The organism is Bacillus sp. EU63 (assembly GCF_038592915.1).
In the GTDB taxonomy this organism is placed as follows: Bacteria; Bacillota; Bacilli; order Bacillales; family Bacillaceae; genus Bacillus; species Bacillus velezensis.
This window is the reverse complement of record NZ_CP151944.1, coordinates 3,248,925-3,265,857: the sequence shown is the minus strand read 5'-3', so window position 1 is coordinate 3,265,857 and position 16,933 is coordinate 3,248,925. Positions and strand designations below refer to the sequence as shown.

Genomic DNA, 16,933 nt, shown 5'->3' with positions numbered 1-16,933 from the left:
ATTCTTGTTTTGAGAAAGGAAGAACGAGTGTTGGGTCTATTGAAAAAGAAACAGACAATGACGGCTCAAGGGGCATCAGGGGGTGAAATCCAGTGGACGGCGCGTTCATTCCGGGCTGCTGTGCTGCTGTGTGCCGGTATTGCGGTTTTATTGATCGGCGCGGCTCTGTCTGTTTCCATCGGAGCTGCCGATATTCATCTGCGGACGGTGTGGGATGCTCTCTTTCACTTTCAGCCGCAAAATACATCTCATCAAATCATACGCGATCTGAGGCTGCCGAGAACTGCCGCCGCCGCGCTCGTCGGGGCTTTTTTAGCTGTGTCCGGGGCGATTATGCAGGGGCTGACGCGGAACCCGCTTGCTGAGCCTTCCATTATGGGCGTGACGTCGGGGTCAGGATTTGCGATCGCATTGGCATTTGCTTTTTTTCCGGGGCTGTCTGCGGCGGGACTTGTTTTGTGGTCCTTTGCGGGAGCGGGAATCGGAGCGCTTATTGTGTTTGGCATCGGCCTGTTTTCAAAAGGCGGTCTGACACCGGTGAAGCTCGCGCTGGCCGGTACGGCAGTCGGCTATTTCTTAACGGGGCTTTCAAGCGCGATTGCGATCCGTTTTGATGTCGCCCAGGATGTGAAGTTCTGGTATGCCGGAGGAGTCGCTTCCGTCAAATGGGAAGGCGTGCAGCTGCTTTTGGCGGTCGGGGTTATCGGACTTTTGCTGGCATTTCTGATTGCGCGCTCAGTGACGGTGCTGAGCTTGGGTGAGGAACTGGCCAAAGGGCTCGGGCAGTACACATCGCTTGTGAAAGTAATCGGAATGTTTGTCGTTGTCCTCTTGACGGGGGCTTCAGTCTCAGTCGCCGGAGCCATTTCTTTTATCGGCTTGGTAATTCCGCATATCACCCGATTTTTAGTCGGGGTAGATTACAGGTGGATCATTCCCTGTTCGGCGGTATTCGGCGCCGTTCTGTTAGTCTTCAGTGATATTGCCGCAAGACTCGTCAATGCGCCGTTTGAAACACCGGTCGGCGCTTTAACCGCCCTTATCGGCGTTCCCTTTTTCTTTTATTTGGCGCGCAGGGAAAGGAGAGGGCTGTAATGAATGTAAAATCGAAAAAACCGCTGGCGGTCATGGCCGTTACGTTTTTGCTCATATGCATCGTCTTTTTTATCAGCTTAAACATGGGGGTGATCCGGATTGCGCCTCTTGATACGCTGCATGTCTTTTTCGGACAGGGGGATGCCCGGGATCAGCTCGTTTTATTTGAATTCAGACTGCCGCGCATGGTGCTGTCATTGCTGGTCGGCGCCGGAATCGCGGTTTCAGGCGCGATTTTTCAAAGCGTGTCTCAAAATGACTTGGCGGAGCCGGGCATTCTCGGTATTAACGCCGGAGCGTCTTTGGCGGTCGTTCTGTTTATCTTCTTTTTCCAAGGATCAGTTGTTGATTTAAGCATGGCCGGTACATGGCTGCTTCCGGTGAGCGCTTTGGCGGGGGCTTTTCTGGCTGCGCTGCTCATCTATGTTCTGGCTTGGAAAAAAGGCGTTTCACCTGTCCGGCTCGTTTTGGTCGGGATCGGCGTCAATGCGGGGTTTAATGCGCTTCTCTTGATTTTTCAGCTGAAAATGGACCCGCGGGATTTCATGCAGGCGCTTGTATGGATTTCCGGTTCGATTTGGAACGCCAATTGGAAAATGGTGCTGTCCATTTTGCCGTGGCTGCTGGTCCTTTTACCGTTCAGCCTCTATAAAGCCAGGTATTTAAATGTGCTCCAGCTCGGTGATCAGCTGGCGGCGGGGCTTGGCACCAGGGTTGAAAAGGAGCGGCGCGTTCTGCTGATGTCCGCCGTTGCCCTGACCGCGTCATGTGTTGCGGCAGCCGGCGGAATCGCTTTTCTCGGACTCATTGCGCCGCATTTGGCCAGAAGGCTTACCGGGCCGCGCCACCAGACGCTTATCCCGGTTTCAGCTTTGATCGGAGCATTTTTATTTCTGCTTGCCGATACGCTGGCGAGAAATGTGCTTGCACCGTCCGAAGTTCCCGTCGGCCTGGTGATTTCCGTGCTCGGAGCGCCGTATTTTGTATATTTGCTGATGAAAACGAAATAGAGGAAGGAGACTGCCGCGATGAACTCATTATCGGCGGAACAGCTTACTGTCGGTTATGGCGACCGTTTGATAGCGAAAGAATTGGATATCGCCATCCCGAAAGGAAAAATTACAACGCTGATCGGTCCGAACGGCTGCGGAAAATCGACGGTTCTCAAAACGATGTCAAGAATCATGAAACCGAAATCCGGCGCCGTCTATTTAAACGGACAGGCGATCATGCAAAAATCCACGAAGGACATCGCCAAGGAAATGGCAATTCTTCCGCAGACGCCTGAAGCGCCGAGCGGGCTGACGGTGTACGAACTTGTTTCTTACGGCAGGTTTCCGCATCAGTCCGGAATGGGCCGCTTGAGTGATAAAGACCGTGACATGATCAAATGGGCGCTTGAAGAGACGGGGATGGCCGAATTTTATGACCGGCCGATCGAAGCGCTTTCCGGGGGGCAGCGGCAGCGTGTGTGGATCGCCATGGCGCTCGCTCAAGAAACGGAGCTGCTGCTTCTTGATGAACCGACCACTTATTTAGATCTCGCCCATCAGCTTGAAATTTTGCAGCTGCTGGACAAATTAAACAAGGAGCAGGGCCGCACCATTTTAATGGTCATTCACGATCTGAACCATGCCGCCCGTTTTTCCCATTACATGATCGCCCTGAAAAAAGGGCGCGTCATCAAGGAAGGAACGGCGGAGGAAGTCATGACTCCCGGCATATTGGAAGACGTGTTTCAAATTGACGCACAGATTGTAAAAGATCCGCGCACGAACAAACCGGTCTGCTTAACCTACGATTTAATCCGGCATGAAAACGCAACGGTAAGATGAAAAAAAAACGCAGAGCCATTCCGGCCTGCGTTTTTTAGTGCGCCCGGGGCTGCTTTTGTCCGGAGACGCATTTATCCAAAACGAAAAAAACCCCCGCCACAATCAGCTCCTCCGTCGTTGACAGCCAAATCTTTTCAATCAGTTTATCCGTCGTATACGCGGTCATCCAGAGGAACAGCAGCTGAACGGTGCCGGCTAAAAGGAGAAAAGGCAGCCTGCCCGTCCCAAAAAAGGTAAAGCTATGTATCATCAGCCGCTCAAGCGGTTCAAAACATAAACCGAGAAGAATAAAAAGCACGGAAAAAAGCAGAACGTACGCCATCGATCCGTAGCTCGTCCCGGCTAATGAAAATACGGCCATCATCACGATGAAATACCCGAATAATACAGCAGCGGCTGCCAGGGCATACCGGAGCACCTGAAGAAAAAACATTTTCGTCCCGTTTTGATTGATCATCTGTTCAGCTCCTTTTCACACAGAGGAGACTTGCAGAGACGGAACTCTGCAAGTCGGGTGTGTATCTTCAGCATTTCTTTTTGACGACAGGGTGTTTCTCTTTCGAAAGAATATCCGTAAAGTCTTTGCCCAGATCCAGATGCTGCTGGACGAATTTCTCAGGAAGCATGGCAAGCCATTGGTTCAGGGACACATCGGCATAGTGGTCATCCTTGAAGATTTCCAGGAAGACGAGCGGCTCATCCCCCAAATTCTCCACATAGTGGCCCATTGCGAACGGAACGTAACCGACATCCCCGGCCTGATAGTTAAATGTTCTTGCATGGCCGTCCGATGCAAAAACCGTCATCCGCCCTTTACCGGAAATATAATACTGCCATTCATGCGTGTTCGGATGCCAGTGCAGCTCTCTCATTGCGCCCGGTTCGACCACGACAAGCGCTGAAGCGATCGTTTTGGACACTTTGAAGTTTGTGGAATCCGCGATATATACTTTGCCGCCATCCGTCTCAGCAGTCGGGCCTTCATCCAGCAGGCGGTAAGTGAACGGGTAAGGCACTTCGCCGTTCGGGCCTTCCACAATGTCATCTTTCAGCTTCCCGGGAACCGGCTCTTCAAAGATATATTTTTCTTTCCCGGGCAGGCCGGCGAGGTCTTTTTCTGAAACCCCGAAGTTATTGGCGATGACATCAAGCGGCGTGTGGGCAAGCCAGTCAGTCACTTGGAATGTGCTGTTTTCTGAGAAGGAACCGTCATCAAAAACCAAGAGGAATTCACAGCCTTCTTTCAGCGCCTGAATGGAGTGCGGCAGGCCTGACGGGAAGTACCACAGATCTCCTTCCTTCACGTCATCGATAAAACTGCGTCCCTGTTCATCAACGATCGTGACCCGCGCTTTGCCCGTCAGCATATATGCCCATTCCGCTTCTTTATGCCAGTGCAGCTCACGGATGGCGCCCGGTTTTAAACGCATGTTGACAGATGCCAGATTTTCAGAAATCGGCAGCTCGCGAACGGTCACCTCACGCGCGTACCCGCCCTTTTCCAGCCGGTTATGCACATCTGAGAAAGAGAATTTCATATTATCCACTGTGCCGTGATCCGTTTCCGGCGGCGTCAGCATATCCGGATTTTGGCGGTCTCTTTCAAGATTGCGCGGAATCGTGACGGTCGCCCCTTTGTCTCCTCTGATCGGCTGCGGGATATTGCAGTTGTTTTCTTTTGACATGTAAATCGTCTCCTCTCAAGCTTTGTTTTTTCAGAAAGAGAATGTGAAAGGCCTTTCGTTTTCCCTTCTGCTTTGTTAAGTGATGCGTTCCGATGAAAAGTCAACTTCGTGTGAAAATTAATTTTTCATTTTCTGCTCTTTCAGTTCCGTCATCAGTTCGATCAGGGCGTCAAACTTCTTCTCAAACCGTGTGAGAAGATACATGGCAATCAGAGCCGGAAAGCCGAGATTGCCGATCTGTCTGACCGCTTCTTCTATAAAAACCTGATCCATCACCAGCCACCTCCTGACTTGACCTGCAGTCATGTATATAAGTGAAAGAAAGAGCGGCTCCTGTAAACCTGATATCCCGGTTGAGGGTCTTTTTTTGTTCCGGCAAATCCGGGACATAAGGAATGCGGAATCTTAGTCGGAAAGGAGTAGTTTACTTTTTTTTGCTTTCTTTCATTTAATTTAAATAGGGGGCGGTTTTATGGACTATCAAGTTCTTTTACGGTCAAAATGCAAGGAAATTATGAAACATCCGATCGTTAAACATTTTTTAAGTGACCCAAAGCATTACGAGAAATTTAAAAATGTGCTGGAACATTCAGACGAGAAGGATGCAAAATCATTGGACGACCATTTTAAACAGTTTTATAAGGAAATCCGGATCATCAAATATATGAACTCTATGATCCGGATTTTCTCAATCGATTTTGACAAGCGCATCCGTAAAAATCAGAAGCGCTATCCGCTGACGGTGGATCAGCCGGAGGGAGGTGAAGCGCTTCCCTATGAAATGGGAAAAGACGCGTATGAAGAGTTTCTGCGGAAGCAGGGGGATTTGAGCCAGCATGTCCAAAACCGTGATTTATACGAAGCGCTTCAGACGTTAACCGATAAGCAAAAAAGCGTGCTGACGAATATTTATCTTCACGGAGCGACGATGAAGGAGATTGCCGAGTCGCTGGGTGAATCACGGCAGAACATTTCTAATATTCATAAAAAAGGGCTCGATAATCTCAGAAAGCATCTGGACAAGCAAAAAAAGGGGGAAAATAAGCAGTGAACGGGCCATTTGACTTCAGCAAAGAGAACACAGATACCGACGAAATGGAACTTTTGATTTCGCGTTTTTCGCCAATGATAAAAAAAAACTGAGCAATACATCATACCAGGAAAGAGAAGATCTTGAACAAGAATTGAAGATTAAAATAGTTGAAAAAGCGGACATGCTGTTATGCCAGGACGTGCCGGGTTTTTGGGAATTTATTCTTCATCTTATAAATGAAAGCTCCTGACAAAAGCGGCGGAATGATGGATATTCCGCTCTGACAACGTGAGAAAAACGAGAAGAGATGTCCGGTCTCGTTTTTCTTTTCTGTTTCCCCGCAAGACCTCCGCACTAAAAAAGTACCAAATCTTATCCATATAATGATATGATGAAAAAAACAAAGAGAAAGGAACGTCCAAGTGGAAAATGCGTCAATTTTAATTGTAGACGATGAGAAGGCGATCGTTGATATGGTCAAACGCGTTCTCGTCAAAGAAGGCTATCACAACATTAAGACAGCCGGAAGCGCTGAGGAAGCGATCGAGTTTGTTAAACATGAAACCGCGGATCTGCTCGTGCTGGATGTGATGATGGAAGGCATGTCCGGTTTTGAAGCATGCACCGAAATCCGGAACTATACCGACGCTCCGATCTTTTTTCTGACTGCCCGTTCTTCTGATGCGGATAAGCTGTCAGGATTTGCATTGGGAGCTGACGATTATATAACAAAGCCGTTTAATCCGCTCGAATTGGCGGCGCGGATCAGGGCGACGTTAAAGAGAACCTATAAGCGCGAAGAGAAAACGGCGGTAAAGACGTATTCATACAGCCATTTTTCCTATTCACCGCAAAACGCCGAGCTGATCGTCGGGGGCGAGCCCGTCAGCTGCTCCGCACAGCTTCTGCAGCTGCTTCAATATTTCTGTGAACACCCTGATGTGGTGCTCTCAAAAGATCAGATCTATGAAAAAGTATGGGGATATCCGTCTTACGGCGACAACAACACCGTCATGGTGCATATCCGCAAGCTCAGAGAAAAGATTGAAAAAGACCCCAGCAATCCGTCCTATATTGTAACGGTGCGCGGCCTCGGTTATCGGTTTATTCCCGATCAAGGAGAAAAAGGAACCCGCTCATGAGAATGCGCGGAAAATTTCTGCTCCACTTTTTCGGACAGCTGCTGCTTGTCATCCTGCTGATGTCCGTTTTGGCCGTCGCTTCTTTCTTCTATTTGGATTGGCGTTTCAGCGAAGCGGAAGCCAATGCGGGACTGACCAAAGCGACGGCGGACTCGTTTGAAGCATGGCTTGATAAAAATGAAGACGGCACATGGGATGTCGATGAGTTTTTAAAGATGTCGGTCAGAAAGCAGAAGGGCTGGCTGCAGATCATTAATGACAATGAAAAAACGGACTATGCGTACAGAGTGCCGAAAGACGTCCCGAGCCATTACAGCAGAAAAGACCTCTTATCCATTTATCAGTACCGGAATTTTGACAACTACAAGCTGAATTACTGGACGGTCACGATAAATGATGAGACCTATTTGATTCTGTTCGGCTGGAAATCCGCCAGTGAGCAGCTTCTCACTTACATCGAATCACAGGAGCCATCCCTCGCTTCCCTTTCTCAATATAAAAAAAGCACGATTGATTATATTAAACGGGAAAAAGGGGCGGTCTACCTTCTCGAAGACAGCGGCAGACTGCTCGGGGATATCAACAGCACGAAAAAAGAACGGAACACCGTCAATGAGCTTGAATTGCTGAAATACAGTTCCAAGCCGTGGAATTACAAACGGGAAATTTCTTTTAAAAGACTCGATAAAACGAAATGGATGGTCGCGTCGGTGCCGAACCCCGTGTACATCCCCGATCACGAGTTTAACAAATCATTTTTGAGAAATGTGATGAAAACCCTCTTCCTCTTGATCGGAATCCTGGTATTTATGATCTGCATCCTGACCATCTGGTACTCTTTCCGTTTCGGCTGGCCGCTGTTTCATACCATCAAATGGCTCGTCAATTTATCAAAGGGCCGGCTTGAAGAGCCGAAGAACCGCAAAGGACAGCCGGTCAGCAAAAACAAAAAAGGCAAAACAAAGCAGCCGTTCCGCTTTTTCGCCGAGATTTTCGAATCGATGGATCAGCTGACCGACACGCTGAAGCGGGATAAGAAAAACAGAGAAAAAATCCAGGCGACAAGGGAAGAATGGATCGCCGGGCTGAGCCATGACTTAAAAACCCCGCTGAGCACGATTTACGGCTACAGCATGATGCTTGAATCGAAGCAATACGACTGGACCCCGGAAGAAGTCAAAGAAATGGGGCAGATCGTCCGGGAAAAATCAGAATATATGTCCAAGCTGATTGAGGACTTAAACTTAACATACCGCCTCAAAAACGCGGCCCTCCCGATCGAACGGCGGCTGATCAACGTCGTGCCGTTTATCAGAAACGTCACGAACGATTTCACGAAAAACACGTTCTCGGAAGGCTATGACATCGCCTTTGAAACCAAAAAGGAAGACATTCTTTTCGCCATTGATGAAGCGTGGTTCCGCCGTATTCTGGAGAATCTGCTGGCAAACGCGGTTAAGCATAATAAGAAAGGGACCGCCATTCGGGTCGTGCTTGAGGAATCAGCCGAACAGCTCATCCTGAAGGTGAAAGATAACGGAAGAGGAATGGACGACGAAACGATTCACCAGCTGTTTAACCGTTATTACCGGGGAACGAATACGAAAGGCCCGTCAGAAGGAACGGGACTCGGGCTCGCCATTGCCAAGGAGCTGGTTCATCTTCATAACGGAACCATCCATGTCAACAGCAGAATCAGCGCCGGAACGGTGATTACGATTCTTTTTAAAAAAGATTGAGTTTGGACGCCGCTTTGTCGGGAATAACAATAGAAGACTGACAAGCAAAAGAGGTGTTCACACATGGAAGCAGCATTACGAGCAGATACGAGAGCGGTAATCGGAGAAGGCCCTTTATGGGACAAGGACAAGCAATGCCTGTACTGGGTGGATATACTGGGCAGCCAGCTCCATATCTTCACTCCGGCTGACGGAATCAACCGTTCCGTTAAATTCAAATCATTTGTCACGGCTCTGGCCTTGTATTCAAAGGAAGAGCTGGTGATGACGATGAAAGACGGTTTTTACCTGTACAATCTTCGGGAAGATACATTGACGAAGATGAAGCAGCCGAGAGACATGCGGGAAGATATCCGTTTCAATGACGCAAAATGCGACCCGTCCGGCAGATTATGGGCGGGAACGACGAGCATGGAAGGCAAAGAAGAGGAGGCTTCGCTGTACCGTCTGAATACGGACGGCAGCCTTGCCAAAATAAAAGACCAGGTCTCCACCTCGAACGGTTTGGATTGGGATCGGGACCGAAACCTGATGTACTATATCGATACTCCGACGCAGGAAATCGTCTGTTATTCATATGATCCTGAAACCGGAGCCGTATCAGATCCGAAAACGGTCTACCGCTTTCCGGAGTCGCAAGGATCTCCCGACGGAATGACCATTGACCGTGACGGAATGCTGTGGGTGGCTCTGTTCGGAGGCGGCCGTGCCGTCCGGATTGACCCGTTTTTGCATAAGGAAATTGCATCTATCGAAGTTCCGGCGAAATACGTCACCTGCTGCGCGTTCGGAGGCAGAGACTTGAACACGTTATACATTACGACCGCGACGGAAAAATTGACGGAAGCCGAAAGACTTGAGCAGCCGCATGCGGGCGGCCTGTTTTCAGCAGAGCTTGAGACGGGCGGCTGGGAGCCGGTTCCGTTTGCAGGCATGATGTAAAAAAAGCCCTGGCATATGGGGAAGTTCCCATTGTGCCGGGCTTTTTTGTGTTAAATGGAGCGGATGATGCCGCCTTCAACCCGCTGTGCGGTGCCGTTAATGGCAGAAGCCGCTGATGAAGCGAGAAATACAATCGTATTGGCGACTTCTTCCGGGGTTGCATAGCGCTGAATCAATGATGTCGGTTCATTCACTTTAAAATAATCCCGGACGAAGCTGTCCGTGTCTTCTCCGGCAGCCTTTGCGGCTCCTTCCATGTAAGAAGCGACGCCTTCGGTCCATGTCGGTCCCGGCAGCACGGAGTTGACCGTGACATTTGTGCCTTTCGTCATTTCAGCCATTCCCCGGGACAAGCTGATTAACGCCGTTTTCGTCATTGAATACGGAATCATTTGCGCAAGCGGTTTGACACCGGCTTCACTGGAGATGTTCAAAATCCGTCCGCTGTTTCTTTCAAGCATTTGCGGCAGAAAACGCCGGCACAGGCGCACGGCGCTCATAACATTCACTTCAAAATACCGAGTCCATTCATCATCAGACACCTCAGCGAAGTCCTTTACTTCAAAAAAACCGAGATTATTGACGAGAACATCGACTTCCCCGATTCCGCCGGCGCGCTTGATCAAGTCATCCGCCTCATCCTGACGCGATAAATCCGCAGCGATGCCGTGAACCGTTCCGTAAGCGGAAAGCTCCTCAACCGTCCGTTCCACAGTTTCTTTTTTTCTTCCGTTTACAATCACCTCGGCGCCTTCGGCTAAAAAGCTTTTTGCCGCGGCTTTTCCGATCCCTGAAGTTGATCCTGTAATCAACACGAGCTTTCGTTCAAGCTGTAATTCCATGATAATCCTCCTTTTTACACCATTGTGTAACAGTATACATGATGAATTTTAGTGTGTACGAACAATTTGCTTTCATGCAAAAAGGGCGGATATACAAGCCTTAAAGACTTATAGTATAATTACTGCGAAAAAAGGATACGAATGTCAAAGAGACAATCGTTTACCATAATCAGGGGGAGTTAAAAGAATGAAGAAGATCACTGCCGTCTGGGCGGCGCTCTTGGTCACCGCCTTTGTGATCGCCGGCTGTTCCGGCGCACAGGGAGAAGGAAGCGCGGCCAAACAAAAAGCCGTCTCAACCGAAGCATTCCCGGTAACCATTAAGGATGCCGCGAACGAAAAAGTAACCATAAAGCAGGCACCGGAAAAAATCGTTTCCCTCATGCCGAGTAATACGGAAATTACATACGCGCTCGGACTGGGAGATAAGGTCGCAGGCGTCACGACAAATGATACATATCCGAAAGAAGCCGTAAAAAAACCGAAAGTCGGAGATATGAATGTGAACGCTGAAAAAGTCATCGCGCTGAAGCCGGATCTCGTGCTTGCCCACGCGTCCTCTATGTCCGCTTCCGCCGATGCGATGAAGCAGCTGAAAGATGCGGGCATCACCGTCTTAACGGTCAATGATGCGCAATCGTTCCAAGATGTGTACAAATCAATCAGCATGATCGGAAAAGCGGCCGGCAAAGAAAAGCAGGCGGATCAGCTGATCCAATCGATGAAATCCGATCTTTCCGGCATAGAAAAGAAAGCGGCGGCCATTTCTGAAAAAGACGAAAAGAAAGTATTCGTCGAAGTGTCTCCTGACGGTTACACGACGGGGAAAGGCACGTTTATGAACGAAATGCTTGAAGATATACATGCGAAAAACGCCGCCGGCAGCCAGACCGGCTGGGTGCAGCTGACGGATGAAGCGATTGTCAAAATGAATCCGGACGTCATCATTACGACAGACGGCGTAAAGGCCGCTGAAGTGGAAAAACGCGCCGGCTGGGGTGCCGTCAATGCGGTCAAACACCACAATGTCTATTCTGTTGATCCTGACCTTGTCACACGCTCAGGCCCGCGCCTTGTCAAAGGGGTCGAGAAGCTTGCAGAAAGCGTTTATCCTGAAACGTTTAAAAAGTAACCGCCCGCTGGCCTACACGGTCAGCCTGCTGTTTTTAGCCGTTTGTACGGCACTCGGCATTTCAATCGGCAGTCTGCATATTCCTTTATCCGACGTTTTTTGGATCGGGATCGGCCGGACATCCTCTGTCGATCCCATGAATGTAAATATTATGATCAATATCCGCCTGCCGAGAGTCGTTCTGGCCGCTCTTGTCGGAGCCGCGTTATCCATTGCGGGGGCGGCGTTTCAGGGACTTCTGAAAAATCCGCTCGCCGATCCTTATACACTCGGGGTATCTTCGGGAGCCTCGGCGGGAGCTGTTATCACCTTGTTTTTCGGCATTCAGATTCCCGTCATCGGCCGGTTCACACTTCCGGTTGTCAGCATCGCCGCTGCCATTGCGGTTATGGCGGCGGTTCTGTTTTTCAGCCGCCTCGTTCATGCGTCGATGTCGGTTTCGACGCTCATTTTGACAGGCATTATCATGAATTCTTTTCTCGGGGCTCTCATTTCGCTTGTGATTGCTTTAACGGGAAATGATCTGCTCCCGATTGTCCGCTGGCTGTTGGGAAGCGTGTCAATGAGGGGCTGGGGCTATGTCGCGCTGTTTCTGCCTTTTTTTCTGGCCGGGACGGCGCTTCTGCTTATCAATGGCAGAGAATTAAACATTATGACTTATGGAGAAGAAAAGGCAAGGCTGTTAGGCGTCAGTACAGGAAAAAGAAAACTGCTGATGATCGCCGCCGGATCTCTGCTGACGGGAGGCGCGGTTGCCGTCTCGGGGACGATCGGGTTTGTCGGCCTTGTCATTCCCCACGTGACACGGCTTTTGTGGGGGACGGATCATCGCCATTTACTGCCGCTGTCAGCATTGACGGGCGCCGGGTTTCTCATTTTGGCGGATTTGTTTTCCCGCACCGTCATTGAACCTGTCGAATTGCCGATCGGCATTATGACGGCCTTGGCGGGAGCGCCTGTTTTTGCCTTGATTCTGCTTCGCCAGCATCATGGAGGGAACCGCTTATGATCAGAGTGAGCAGCCTGTCCGGCGGGTACGGAGGCCGGATGATTGTAGAAGATGTCAGTTTTACCGCCGGAAAAGGTGAATTTGTCGGCATACTCGGTCCGAACGGCTCGGGAAAAACAACGCTGATGAAATTGCTGACGGGAATGCTCTCTCCGTCAAAAGGCGAGGCGCTCGTAGCAGGCAGGCCCGTCGGCGGATACAAGCCGCGGGAGCTTGCGAAAATCATGGCCGTTTTGCCGCAGCATACGGAGCAAGCTTTTACATTTACCGTTAAGGAAACAGTGTCCTTCGGCAGATACCCGTATCAAAAAGGACTCTTCAGACAGATGGATCAACATGATGAAGACATTGTCCGGGAAGCGATGGAAATGACGGGCATCGACCGATATGCGCAGCAATCCGTCCGCAATCTGAGCGGCGGGGAGCGGCAGCGCGTCTATCTGGCGCAGGCGCTGGCTCAGCAGCCGGAGGTACTGTGTCTGGATGAGCCGACGACCTTTCTTGATCTCAAATATCAGAAAGACCTGCTTGATACGGTGAAGCGGCTGACGAGAGAAAGAGGCCTGACGGTCATCAGTATTTTTCACGACCTAAACGCCGCAGGCCAATATTGTGATCAGCTCCTGATGATGAAAGACGGACGCGCTTTTCCGAAGCAGACGCCGGATCAGGCTTTGAAAAAAGAGACGATTGAAGACATTTACGGTATCACTGTCAGCGCTGTTGCCCAGCAATCGTCGCCGAAACCGCTGATCGCTTTCATGCCGGAAGCGTGGAAGGAAGGAGAGCCTGTCAACGTTCCGTTCGCCTCTTTGATAAACAAAAGCGGAAATACCGTAACGCTTCATACAGAACGGCCGTTCAGAATGTTGACAACCGCATCTGACGGCCCGGGATTTTCGTGGAGCCGCCGGCTTTCCGGCTCAGCGGCCGCTGGTTTGATCTGCCGTACGTTTGATTCGGTCACAATTGCCGTGACTGCGCAGCATACCGTTTGGGTGCTGATCAGCGGACGTTTATCGGAACAGGGATTTGTACGGCTGTTAACGGCAGCGGCAGAAGCGAGAATGCAGGCTCTTTCCGGCAGACAGGCAAAAGGCGACATTGTCATTTGTGCCTTGCAGACAGGAGAGGCGATGGACGTCCCTCAAGCGGAAAGAGCCGTCAGAAGAGGAGCCGCGGCATGTGTAAAAGCGGCGGAAGAAGGAGGAATACAACGATGAAGCTGTATACAAAAACCGGCGATAAAGGACAGACAAGCCTGATCGGCGGCAGAACGGATAAAGACAATCTGCGGGTTGAAAGCTACGGGACGATTGATGAGCTGAACAGCTTTATCGGGCTTGCGCTTGCGGAGCTTGATGATTGTGAGAATTGCGGTGATGTGAAAGCCGAACTCCGAAACATTCAGCATGAGCTGTTTGACTGCGGCGGCGACTTGGCGACGGTTTCTGAACATAGAAGCTATACATTAAGAGAGACATCTATTTCCGCATTGGAAGACTGCATAGACCGTTACACGGCTGAAGCGCCCCCGCTTGAGAAATTTATTCTTCCGGGCGGGCATAAGGCGGCTGCTCAGCTTCACATCGCGCGGACCGTCACGAGACGGGCTGAGCGTCTCGTCGTGAAACTGGGCAAAACAGAAGAGATAAACGATACGGTGATGCGTTACTTGAACCGCCTGTCTGATTATTTTTTCGCGGCGGCAAGAGCGATTAACGCAAGACAGGGCGTTCAGGATATAGAGTATGAAAGAAGCGCCGCGGTATTCCGTGATGATGAATAATGTTTTGTTCAGCCGGCAGCAGCAAGCCGGCTGTTTTTTTATAGAGATATCCATCAATTGAACCTTTATTGACAGGAGGAAAATGTATCTTATGAATTATTGACTGAAAAATTAAAAAATGAGATATTATAAGAAACATTGTAAAATAATGGGGGATTTGATAGATGGATACATATAATAAGAGCGAGAGCATCTGGAATAAAAATTTCACCCTTCTGTTTATCTCAAGGCTGGTTAAATTGTCAGGCGACGGTTTTGCCTTTAATTCCATTCTATGGTTTTTGATTTTTGACGGGGAAGGCGCGATCGGCACGTCCCTGCTCATTGCGGTCACGTTCCTTCCGGAGGCGATGCTGGCGCCGATTACCGGGCCTTTTATGAAGCAGCATACGCTGAAATTCTGGATGTATTTCTCCGACCTCACGCGCGCGGCGGTCGTGCTGATTATTCCGATCTGTTATTTTAACGGTTTTTCTCCTTTATGGTTTGTCATGCTTCTCATGATTGTGCATTCAGCCACGGGAGCCGCTTATAATCCTGCATCTATCTCATTAATCCCCAATATTGTCAGAGAAAACAGCCTGCAGAAAGCGAATGCGGTCATCCAGTCATCAGGCCAGATCGTCAGGCTTGCCGCCATTACGCTGAGCGGGGTGTTCTTAACATTTATCAGTCCCGCTTATTCTTTGTTTATCGCTCTTATATTCTATCTTCTATCAGGTTTTCTCGTACTCTTTATGTCATACCAAGTCCGGCATGCCAAACAGGATACCGTCGCCGTCAGACAGCGCGGGACGTATTTCGGAAGGCTCAAACGGGGTTTCGTTCTGGTCAGGAAACACCAGATTTTATACCCGCTCGCCATCTATTGTATCTTCATGAATTTTGCGGCCGCTCCGTGGGAGGCGCTCTCTGCCGTTTATGTCGCCGAAGATTTAAACATGCCGCCGATCATCTACTCGCTTTTGAAAGCGACAGGAACGGGCGGAGCCTTTTTAATGGGTTTTATTTTGGCTAAGGTGAAGGTGAACAAATACGGTCTCCTGTTTGTGTCAGCGGGAATCATAGAAGGAGCGGCATTTTTCATTACCGGCCTCAACACTTTTCTGCCGCTCGTCTTCCTCGCCGCGTTTGCGTTCGGATCTGCCGTCAGCGCGATTAATGTGCCGGAATATACGATTATTCAGACGTCTGTGGACCACGATGACCAGCCGCAAGTCTATGCTGTCATCCATATGATTTCAAACATATCCATTCCGCTCGGCGCGGTTCTTTGCGGATATGCGGCTAACGCCTTCGGTCCCGGAAAAGTCATTGCCGCCGGCGGTCTCGTTGAAGTCCTGTCCGGTCTCGGAATATTGTTCTTTACGAAGCTGGCCAAAGCCGAACGCTCAGATCTCATCAGGGAAAAAGAAGCGAGCATCAGAATATAGATTTTTCGTAAAACGCCCTGCGCCGTCCGGTGCAGCGGCGTTTTTTTATGCGAAGGTCCGGGGGCTTATACGACCCCGGTCTGATATGAAAATCAATCTCTGACTCGTTTTGCCGGCCGCGGGATTTGTTTATAGTAAAGACAAGGAAAACGAAAGGAGGATCTGCATGAATATAAATGGTAAAACGGCAGGCGGCTTTCTGCTGATTGTGTTCGGACTTTCTGTCTTTTTCGGAGGAGGCCATTTCGCATTTATCATCCCGCTGGCGATCGGAGGGCTGATGCTTTACTGGGGAATCAAACGTTTTTCAAAAGGCCGGGCGGTATCGGGTATCATCGCGGGCGTCATCGGAGCTATGATTCTCGTCGGTTCTCTTCCATTTATCGTTGCGATCGGACTGGCCGGCGCCATGGTGTATTTCGGGTGGAAGATGATGAAGCAGGGCGGCTCAGACACCGCTTCCCGCCAGTATGAACCGGAAGCGGCATCACCGGGCTATCAATCCGGATTTGACTCTGAATGGGAAGAATTTCTGAAGAAAAAATAAGGAGGAAGACAAAATGGTCTTAAAAAGAATAAGAAATATGTTCGTCGCATCTGTTAACGAAGGGCTTGATAAATTAGAAAATCCGAAAGTCATGCTGAATCAATATGTGCGTGATATGGAAAGTGACATCGCCAAGGCGAAACAAACGATTGTCAAACAGCACACGATCGTTCATCAGTTTAAGAAAAAACAGGAAGACGCCTCCGAAACGGCGGCAAAACGGAAAAACCAGGCTCAGCTTGCTTTTGACGCCGGGGAAGAGGAGCTAGCGAAAAAGGCGCTGACTGAAATGAAATACCTTGAGGGAAAAGCGGCCGAACATGAAAAAGCGTATGAGCAGGCGAAAACACAGCTGGCAGAGCTGAAAGAGCAGCTGGAAACTTTAGAAACGCGCCTCCGCGACGTAAAGGATAAAAAACAGGCGCTCATCGCCCGCGCGAACGCGGCAAATGCGAAGGAACATATGAACGCTTCTTTCGACAAAATTGACAGCGAAAGCGCCTACAGAGAGTTCCTTCGAATGGAAAGCCGCATTGAAGAAATGGAAGTCCGCGTCAAATACGGCACTTCAGCTGAGGCGAACACAGAATACAGCCGCTCCCAATATTCAGATGAGGTGGAAGCTGAGATTGAAAAAATGCGCTCGCTTTCTCTGGAAAAAACAGAGCGTCAAAAAGCGGCTCATGAATAATGTGCACAAGGGAAGATCG

At 49.7% G+C, this 16,933-nt stretch carries 18 protein-coding genes and 1 pseudogene; 15 read left to right on the top strand and 4 right to left on the bottom strand.

Translation table 11 applies throughout. From position 1 onward, the window contains the following. The first annotated feature begins 57 nt into the window (after positions 1–57). Genes NYE38_RS16375 through NYE38_RS16365 form a run of 3 tightly spaced genes read left to right on the top strand, consistent with a single transcriptional unit; the run spans position 58 to position 2,930 of the window. On the top strand, positions 58–1,095 hold the full coding sequence (locus tag NYE38_RS16375) for an iron ABC transporter permease (RefSeq protein WP_186230140.1): 1,038 nt from the start codon (positions 58–60) through the stop codon (positions 1,093–1,095). Beyond that, positions 1,095–2,105, top strand: a complete 1,011-nt coding sequence (locus NYE38_RS16370) for an iron ABC transporter permease (protein WP_071181989.1) — start codon at positions 1,095–1,097, stop codon at positions 2,103–2,105. The genes NYE38_RS16375 and NYE38_RS16370 overlap by 1 nt, the downstream gene beginning before the upstream one ends. Positions 2,106–2,123: 18 nt before the next feature. After that, positions 2,124–2,930: an ABC transporter ATP-binding protein gene (locus NYE38_RS16365; protein ID WP_003151771.1), complete on the top strand. Its 807-nt coding sequence runs from the start codon at positions 2,124–2,126 to the stop codon at positions 2,928–2,930. A gap of 34 nt (positions 2,931–2,964) precedes the next feature. On the opposite strand, the gene NYE38_RS16360 is transcribed toward NYE38_RS16365, so the two are convergent. From NYE38_RS16360 to NYE38_RS16350, 3 genes are all read right to left on the bottom strand, one after another. Next, complete coding sequence (locus tag NYE38_RS16360; RefSeq protein WP_003151772.1) at positions 2,965–3,387, bottom strand: regulatory YrvL family protein; 423 nt, start codon at positions 3,385–3,387, stop codon at positions 2,965–2,967. A 67-nt stretch (positions 3,388–3,454) separates the two neighbouring features. Further along, positions 3,455–4,615 carry an oxalate decarboxylase family bicupin gene (locus NYE38_RS16355; RefSeq protein ID WP_007410043.1) on the bottom strand — a complete coding sequence of 387 codons (1,161 nt, stop codon included), beginning with the start codon at positions 4,613–4,615 and terminating at the stop codon, positions 3,455–3,457. A 117-nt stretch (positions 4,616–4,732) separates the two neighbouring features. Next, the gene (locus NYE38_RS16350) at positions 4,733–4,888 is read right to left on the bottom strand and encodes a YvrJ family protein (RefSeq protein WP_003151774.1); all 156 of its coding nucleotides are present in this window, start codon (positions 4,886–4,888) and stop codon (positions 4,733–4,735) included. 241 nt (positions 4,889–5,129) lie between these two features. Here NYE38_RS16350 and NYE38_RS16345 point away from each other — a divergent pair, with 241 nt between their 5' ends. From NYE38_RS16345 to NYE38_RS16325, 5 genes and pseudogenes are all read left to right on the top strand, one after another. After that, the gene (locus NYE38_RS16345) at positions 5,130–5,666 is read left to right on the top strand and encodes a sigma-70 family RNA polymerase sigma factor (protein ID WP_088056565.1); all 537 of its coding nucleotides are present in this window, start codon (positions 5,130–5,132) and stop codon (positions 5,664–5,666) included. Further along, positions 5,663–5,898, top strand: a pseudogene (gene rsoA / locus NYE38_RS16340) (sigma-O factor regulator RsoA). Before NYE38_RS16345 ends, rsoA begins: the two are co-directional and overlap by 4 nt. A gap of 172 nt (positions 5,899–6,070) precedes the next feature. Next, on the top strand, positions 6,071–6,790 hold the full coding sequence (locus tag NYE38_RS16335) for a response regulator transcription factor (RefSeq protein ID WP_003151779.1): 720 nt from the start codon (positions 6,071–6,073) through the stop codon (positions 6,788–6,790). Continuing rightward, positions 6,787–8,529 (top strand): HAMP domain-containing sensor histidine kinase, encoded by a 1,743-nt coding sequence (locus NYE38_RS16330; RefSeq protein WP_012118418.1) that lies wholly within the window; start codon positions 6,787–6,789, stop codon positions 8,527–8,529. Before NYE38_RS16335 ends, NYE38_RS16330 begins: the two co-directional genes overlap by 4 nt. 63 nt (positions 8,530–8,592) lie before the next feature. Then, positions 8,593–9,471: an SMP-30/gluconolactonase/LRE family protein gene (locus NYE38_RS16325; protein WP_063637066.1), complete on the top strand. Its 879-nt coding sequence runs from the start codon at positions 8,593–8,595 to the stop codon at positions 9,469–9,471. Positions 9,472–9,521: 50 nt separating this feature from the next. Here NYE38_RS16325 and NYE38_RS16320 read toward each other — a convergent pair whose 3' ends face one another. Next, the gene (locus tag NYE38_RS16320; protein WP_017418937.1) at positions 9,522–10,313 is read right to left on the bottom strand and encodes an SDR family oxidoreductase; all 792 of its coding nucleotides are present in this window, start codon (positions 10,311–10,313) and stop codon (positions 9,522–9,524) included. Between the two features lie 187 nt (positions 10,314–10,500). Between NYE38_RS16320 and NYE38_RS16315 the strand changes: the two genes are divergently transcribed. The 7 genes from NYE38_RS16315 to NYE38_RS16285 all read left to right on the top strand — a co-directional run bounded on the left by NYE38_RS16315 (position 10,501) and on the right by NYE38_RS16285 (position 16,914). Further along, a complete protein-coding gene (locus tag NYE38_RS16315) occupies positions 10,501–11,445 on the top strand; it encodes an ABC transporter substrate-binding protein (protein WP_017418938.1) in 945 nt (314 codons plus the stop codon). Continuing rightward, the gene (locus tag NYE38_RS16310; protein ID WP_017418939.1) at positions 11,408–12,454 is read left to right on the top strand and encodes an iron ABC transporter permease; all 1,047 of its coding nucleotides are present in this window, start codon (positions 11,408–11,410) and stop codon (positions 12,452–12,454) included. The genes NYE38_RS16315 and NYE38_RS16310 overlap by 38 nt, the downstream gene beginning before the upstream one ends. Beyond that, positions 12,451–13,677: an ATP-binding cassette domain-containing protein gene (locus NYE38_RS16305; protein WP_017418940.1), complete on the top strand. Its 1,227-nt coding sequence runs from the start codon at positions 12,451–12,453 to the stop codon at positions 13,675–13,677. Before NYE38_RS16310 ends, NYE38_RS16305 begins: the two co-directional genes overlap by 4 nt. Continuing rightward, on the top strand, positions 13,674–14,243 hold the full coding sequence (locus NYE38_RS16300) for a cob(I)yrinic acid a,c-diamide adenosyltransferase (RefSeq protein ID WP_017418941.1): 570 nt from the start codon (positions 13,674–13,676) through the stop codon (positions 14,241–14,243). The genes NYE38_RS16305 and NYE38_RS16300 overlap by 4 nt, the downstream gene beginning before the upstream one ends. A 164-nt stretch (positions 14,244–14,407) precedes the next feature. Beyond that, positions 14,408–15,676, top strand: a complete 1,269-nt coding sequence (locus NYE38_RS16295) for an MFS transporter (protein WP_014418851.1) — start codon at positions 14,408–14,410, stop codon at positions 15,674–15,676. A 166-nt stretch (positions 15,677–15,842) separates the two neighbouring features. After that, complete coding sequence (locus tag NYE38_RS16290) at positions 15,843–16,223, top strand: protein liaI (protein ID WP_007410056.1); 381 nt, start codon at positions 15,843–15,845, stop codon at positions 16,221–16,223. Between the two features lie 13 nt (positions 16,224–16,236). Further along, complete coding sequence (locus NYE38_RS16285; RefSeq protein WP_007410057.1) at positions 16,237–16,914, top strand: PspA/IM30 family protein; 678 nt, start codon at positions 16,237–16,239, stop codon at positions 16,912–16,914. Positions 16,915–16,933 lie beyond the last annotated feature (19 nt).

Coding starts and splice junctions, on each gene's coding strand:
- NYE38_RS16370 (WP_071181989.1), top strand. CDS start 1,095: ATGAATGTAAAATCGAAAAAACCGCTGGCGGTCATGGCCGTTACGTTT.
- NYE38_RS16300 (WP_017418941.1), top strand. CDS start 13,674: ATGAAGCTGTATACAAAAACCGGCGATAAAGGACAGACAAGCCTGATC.
- NYE38_RS16360 (WP_003151772.1), bottom strand. CDS start 3,387: ATGATCAATCAAAACGGGACGAAAATGTTTTTTCTTCAGGTGCTCCGG.
- NYE38_RS16305 (WP_017418940.1), top strand. CDS start 12,451: ATGATCAGAGTGAGCAGCCTGTCCGGCGGGTACGGAGGCCGGATGATT.
- NYE38_RS16325 (WP_063637066.1), top strand. CDS start 8,593: ATGGAAGCAGCATTACGAGCAGATACGAGAGCGGTAATCGGAGAAGGC.
- NYE38_RS16365 (WP_003151771.1), top strand. CDS start 2,124: ATGAACTCATTATCGGCGGAACAGCTTACTGTCGGTTATGGCGACCGT.
- NYE38_RS16315 (WP_017418938.1), top strand. CDS start 10,501: ATGAAGAAGATCACTGCCGTCTGGGCGGCGCTCTTGGTCACCGCCTTT.
- NYE38_RS16285 (WP_007410057.1), top strand. CDS start 16,237: ATGGTCTTAAAAAGAATAAGAAATATGTTCGTCGCATCTGTTAACGAA.
- NYE38_RS16320 (WP_017418937.1), bottom strand. CDS start 10,313: ATGGAATTACAGCTTGAACGAAAGCTCGTGTTGATTACAGGATCAACT.
- NYE38_RS16295 (WP_014418851.1), top strand. CDS start 14,408: ATGGATACATATAATAAGAGCGAGAGCATCTGGAATAAAAATTTCACC.
- NYE38_RS16290 (WP_007410056.1), top strand. CDS start 15,843: ATGAATATAAATGGTAAAACGGCAGGCGGCTTTCTGCTGATTGTGTTC.
- NYE38_RS16345 (WP_088056565.1), top strand. CDS start 5,130: ATGAAACATCCGATCGTTAAACATTTTTTAAGTGACCCAAAGCATTAC.
- NYE38_RS16375 (WP_186230140.1), top strand. CDS start 58: ATGACGGCTCAAGGGGCATCAGGGGGTGAAATCCAGTGGACGGCGCGT.
- NYE38_RS16350 (WP_003151774.1), bottom strand. CDS start 4,888: ATGGATCAGGTTTTTATAGAAGAAGCGGTCAGACAGATCGGCAATCTC.
- NYE38_RS16355 (WP_007410043.1), bottom strand. CDS start 4,615: ATGTCAAAAGAAAACAACTGCAATATCCCGCAGCCGATCAGAGGAGAC.
- NYE38_RS16330 (WP_012118418.1), top strand. CDS start 6,787: ATGAGAATGCGCGGAAAATTTCTGCTCCACTTTTTCGGACAGCTGCTG.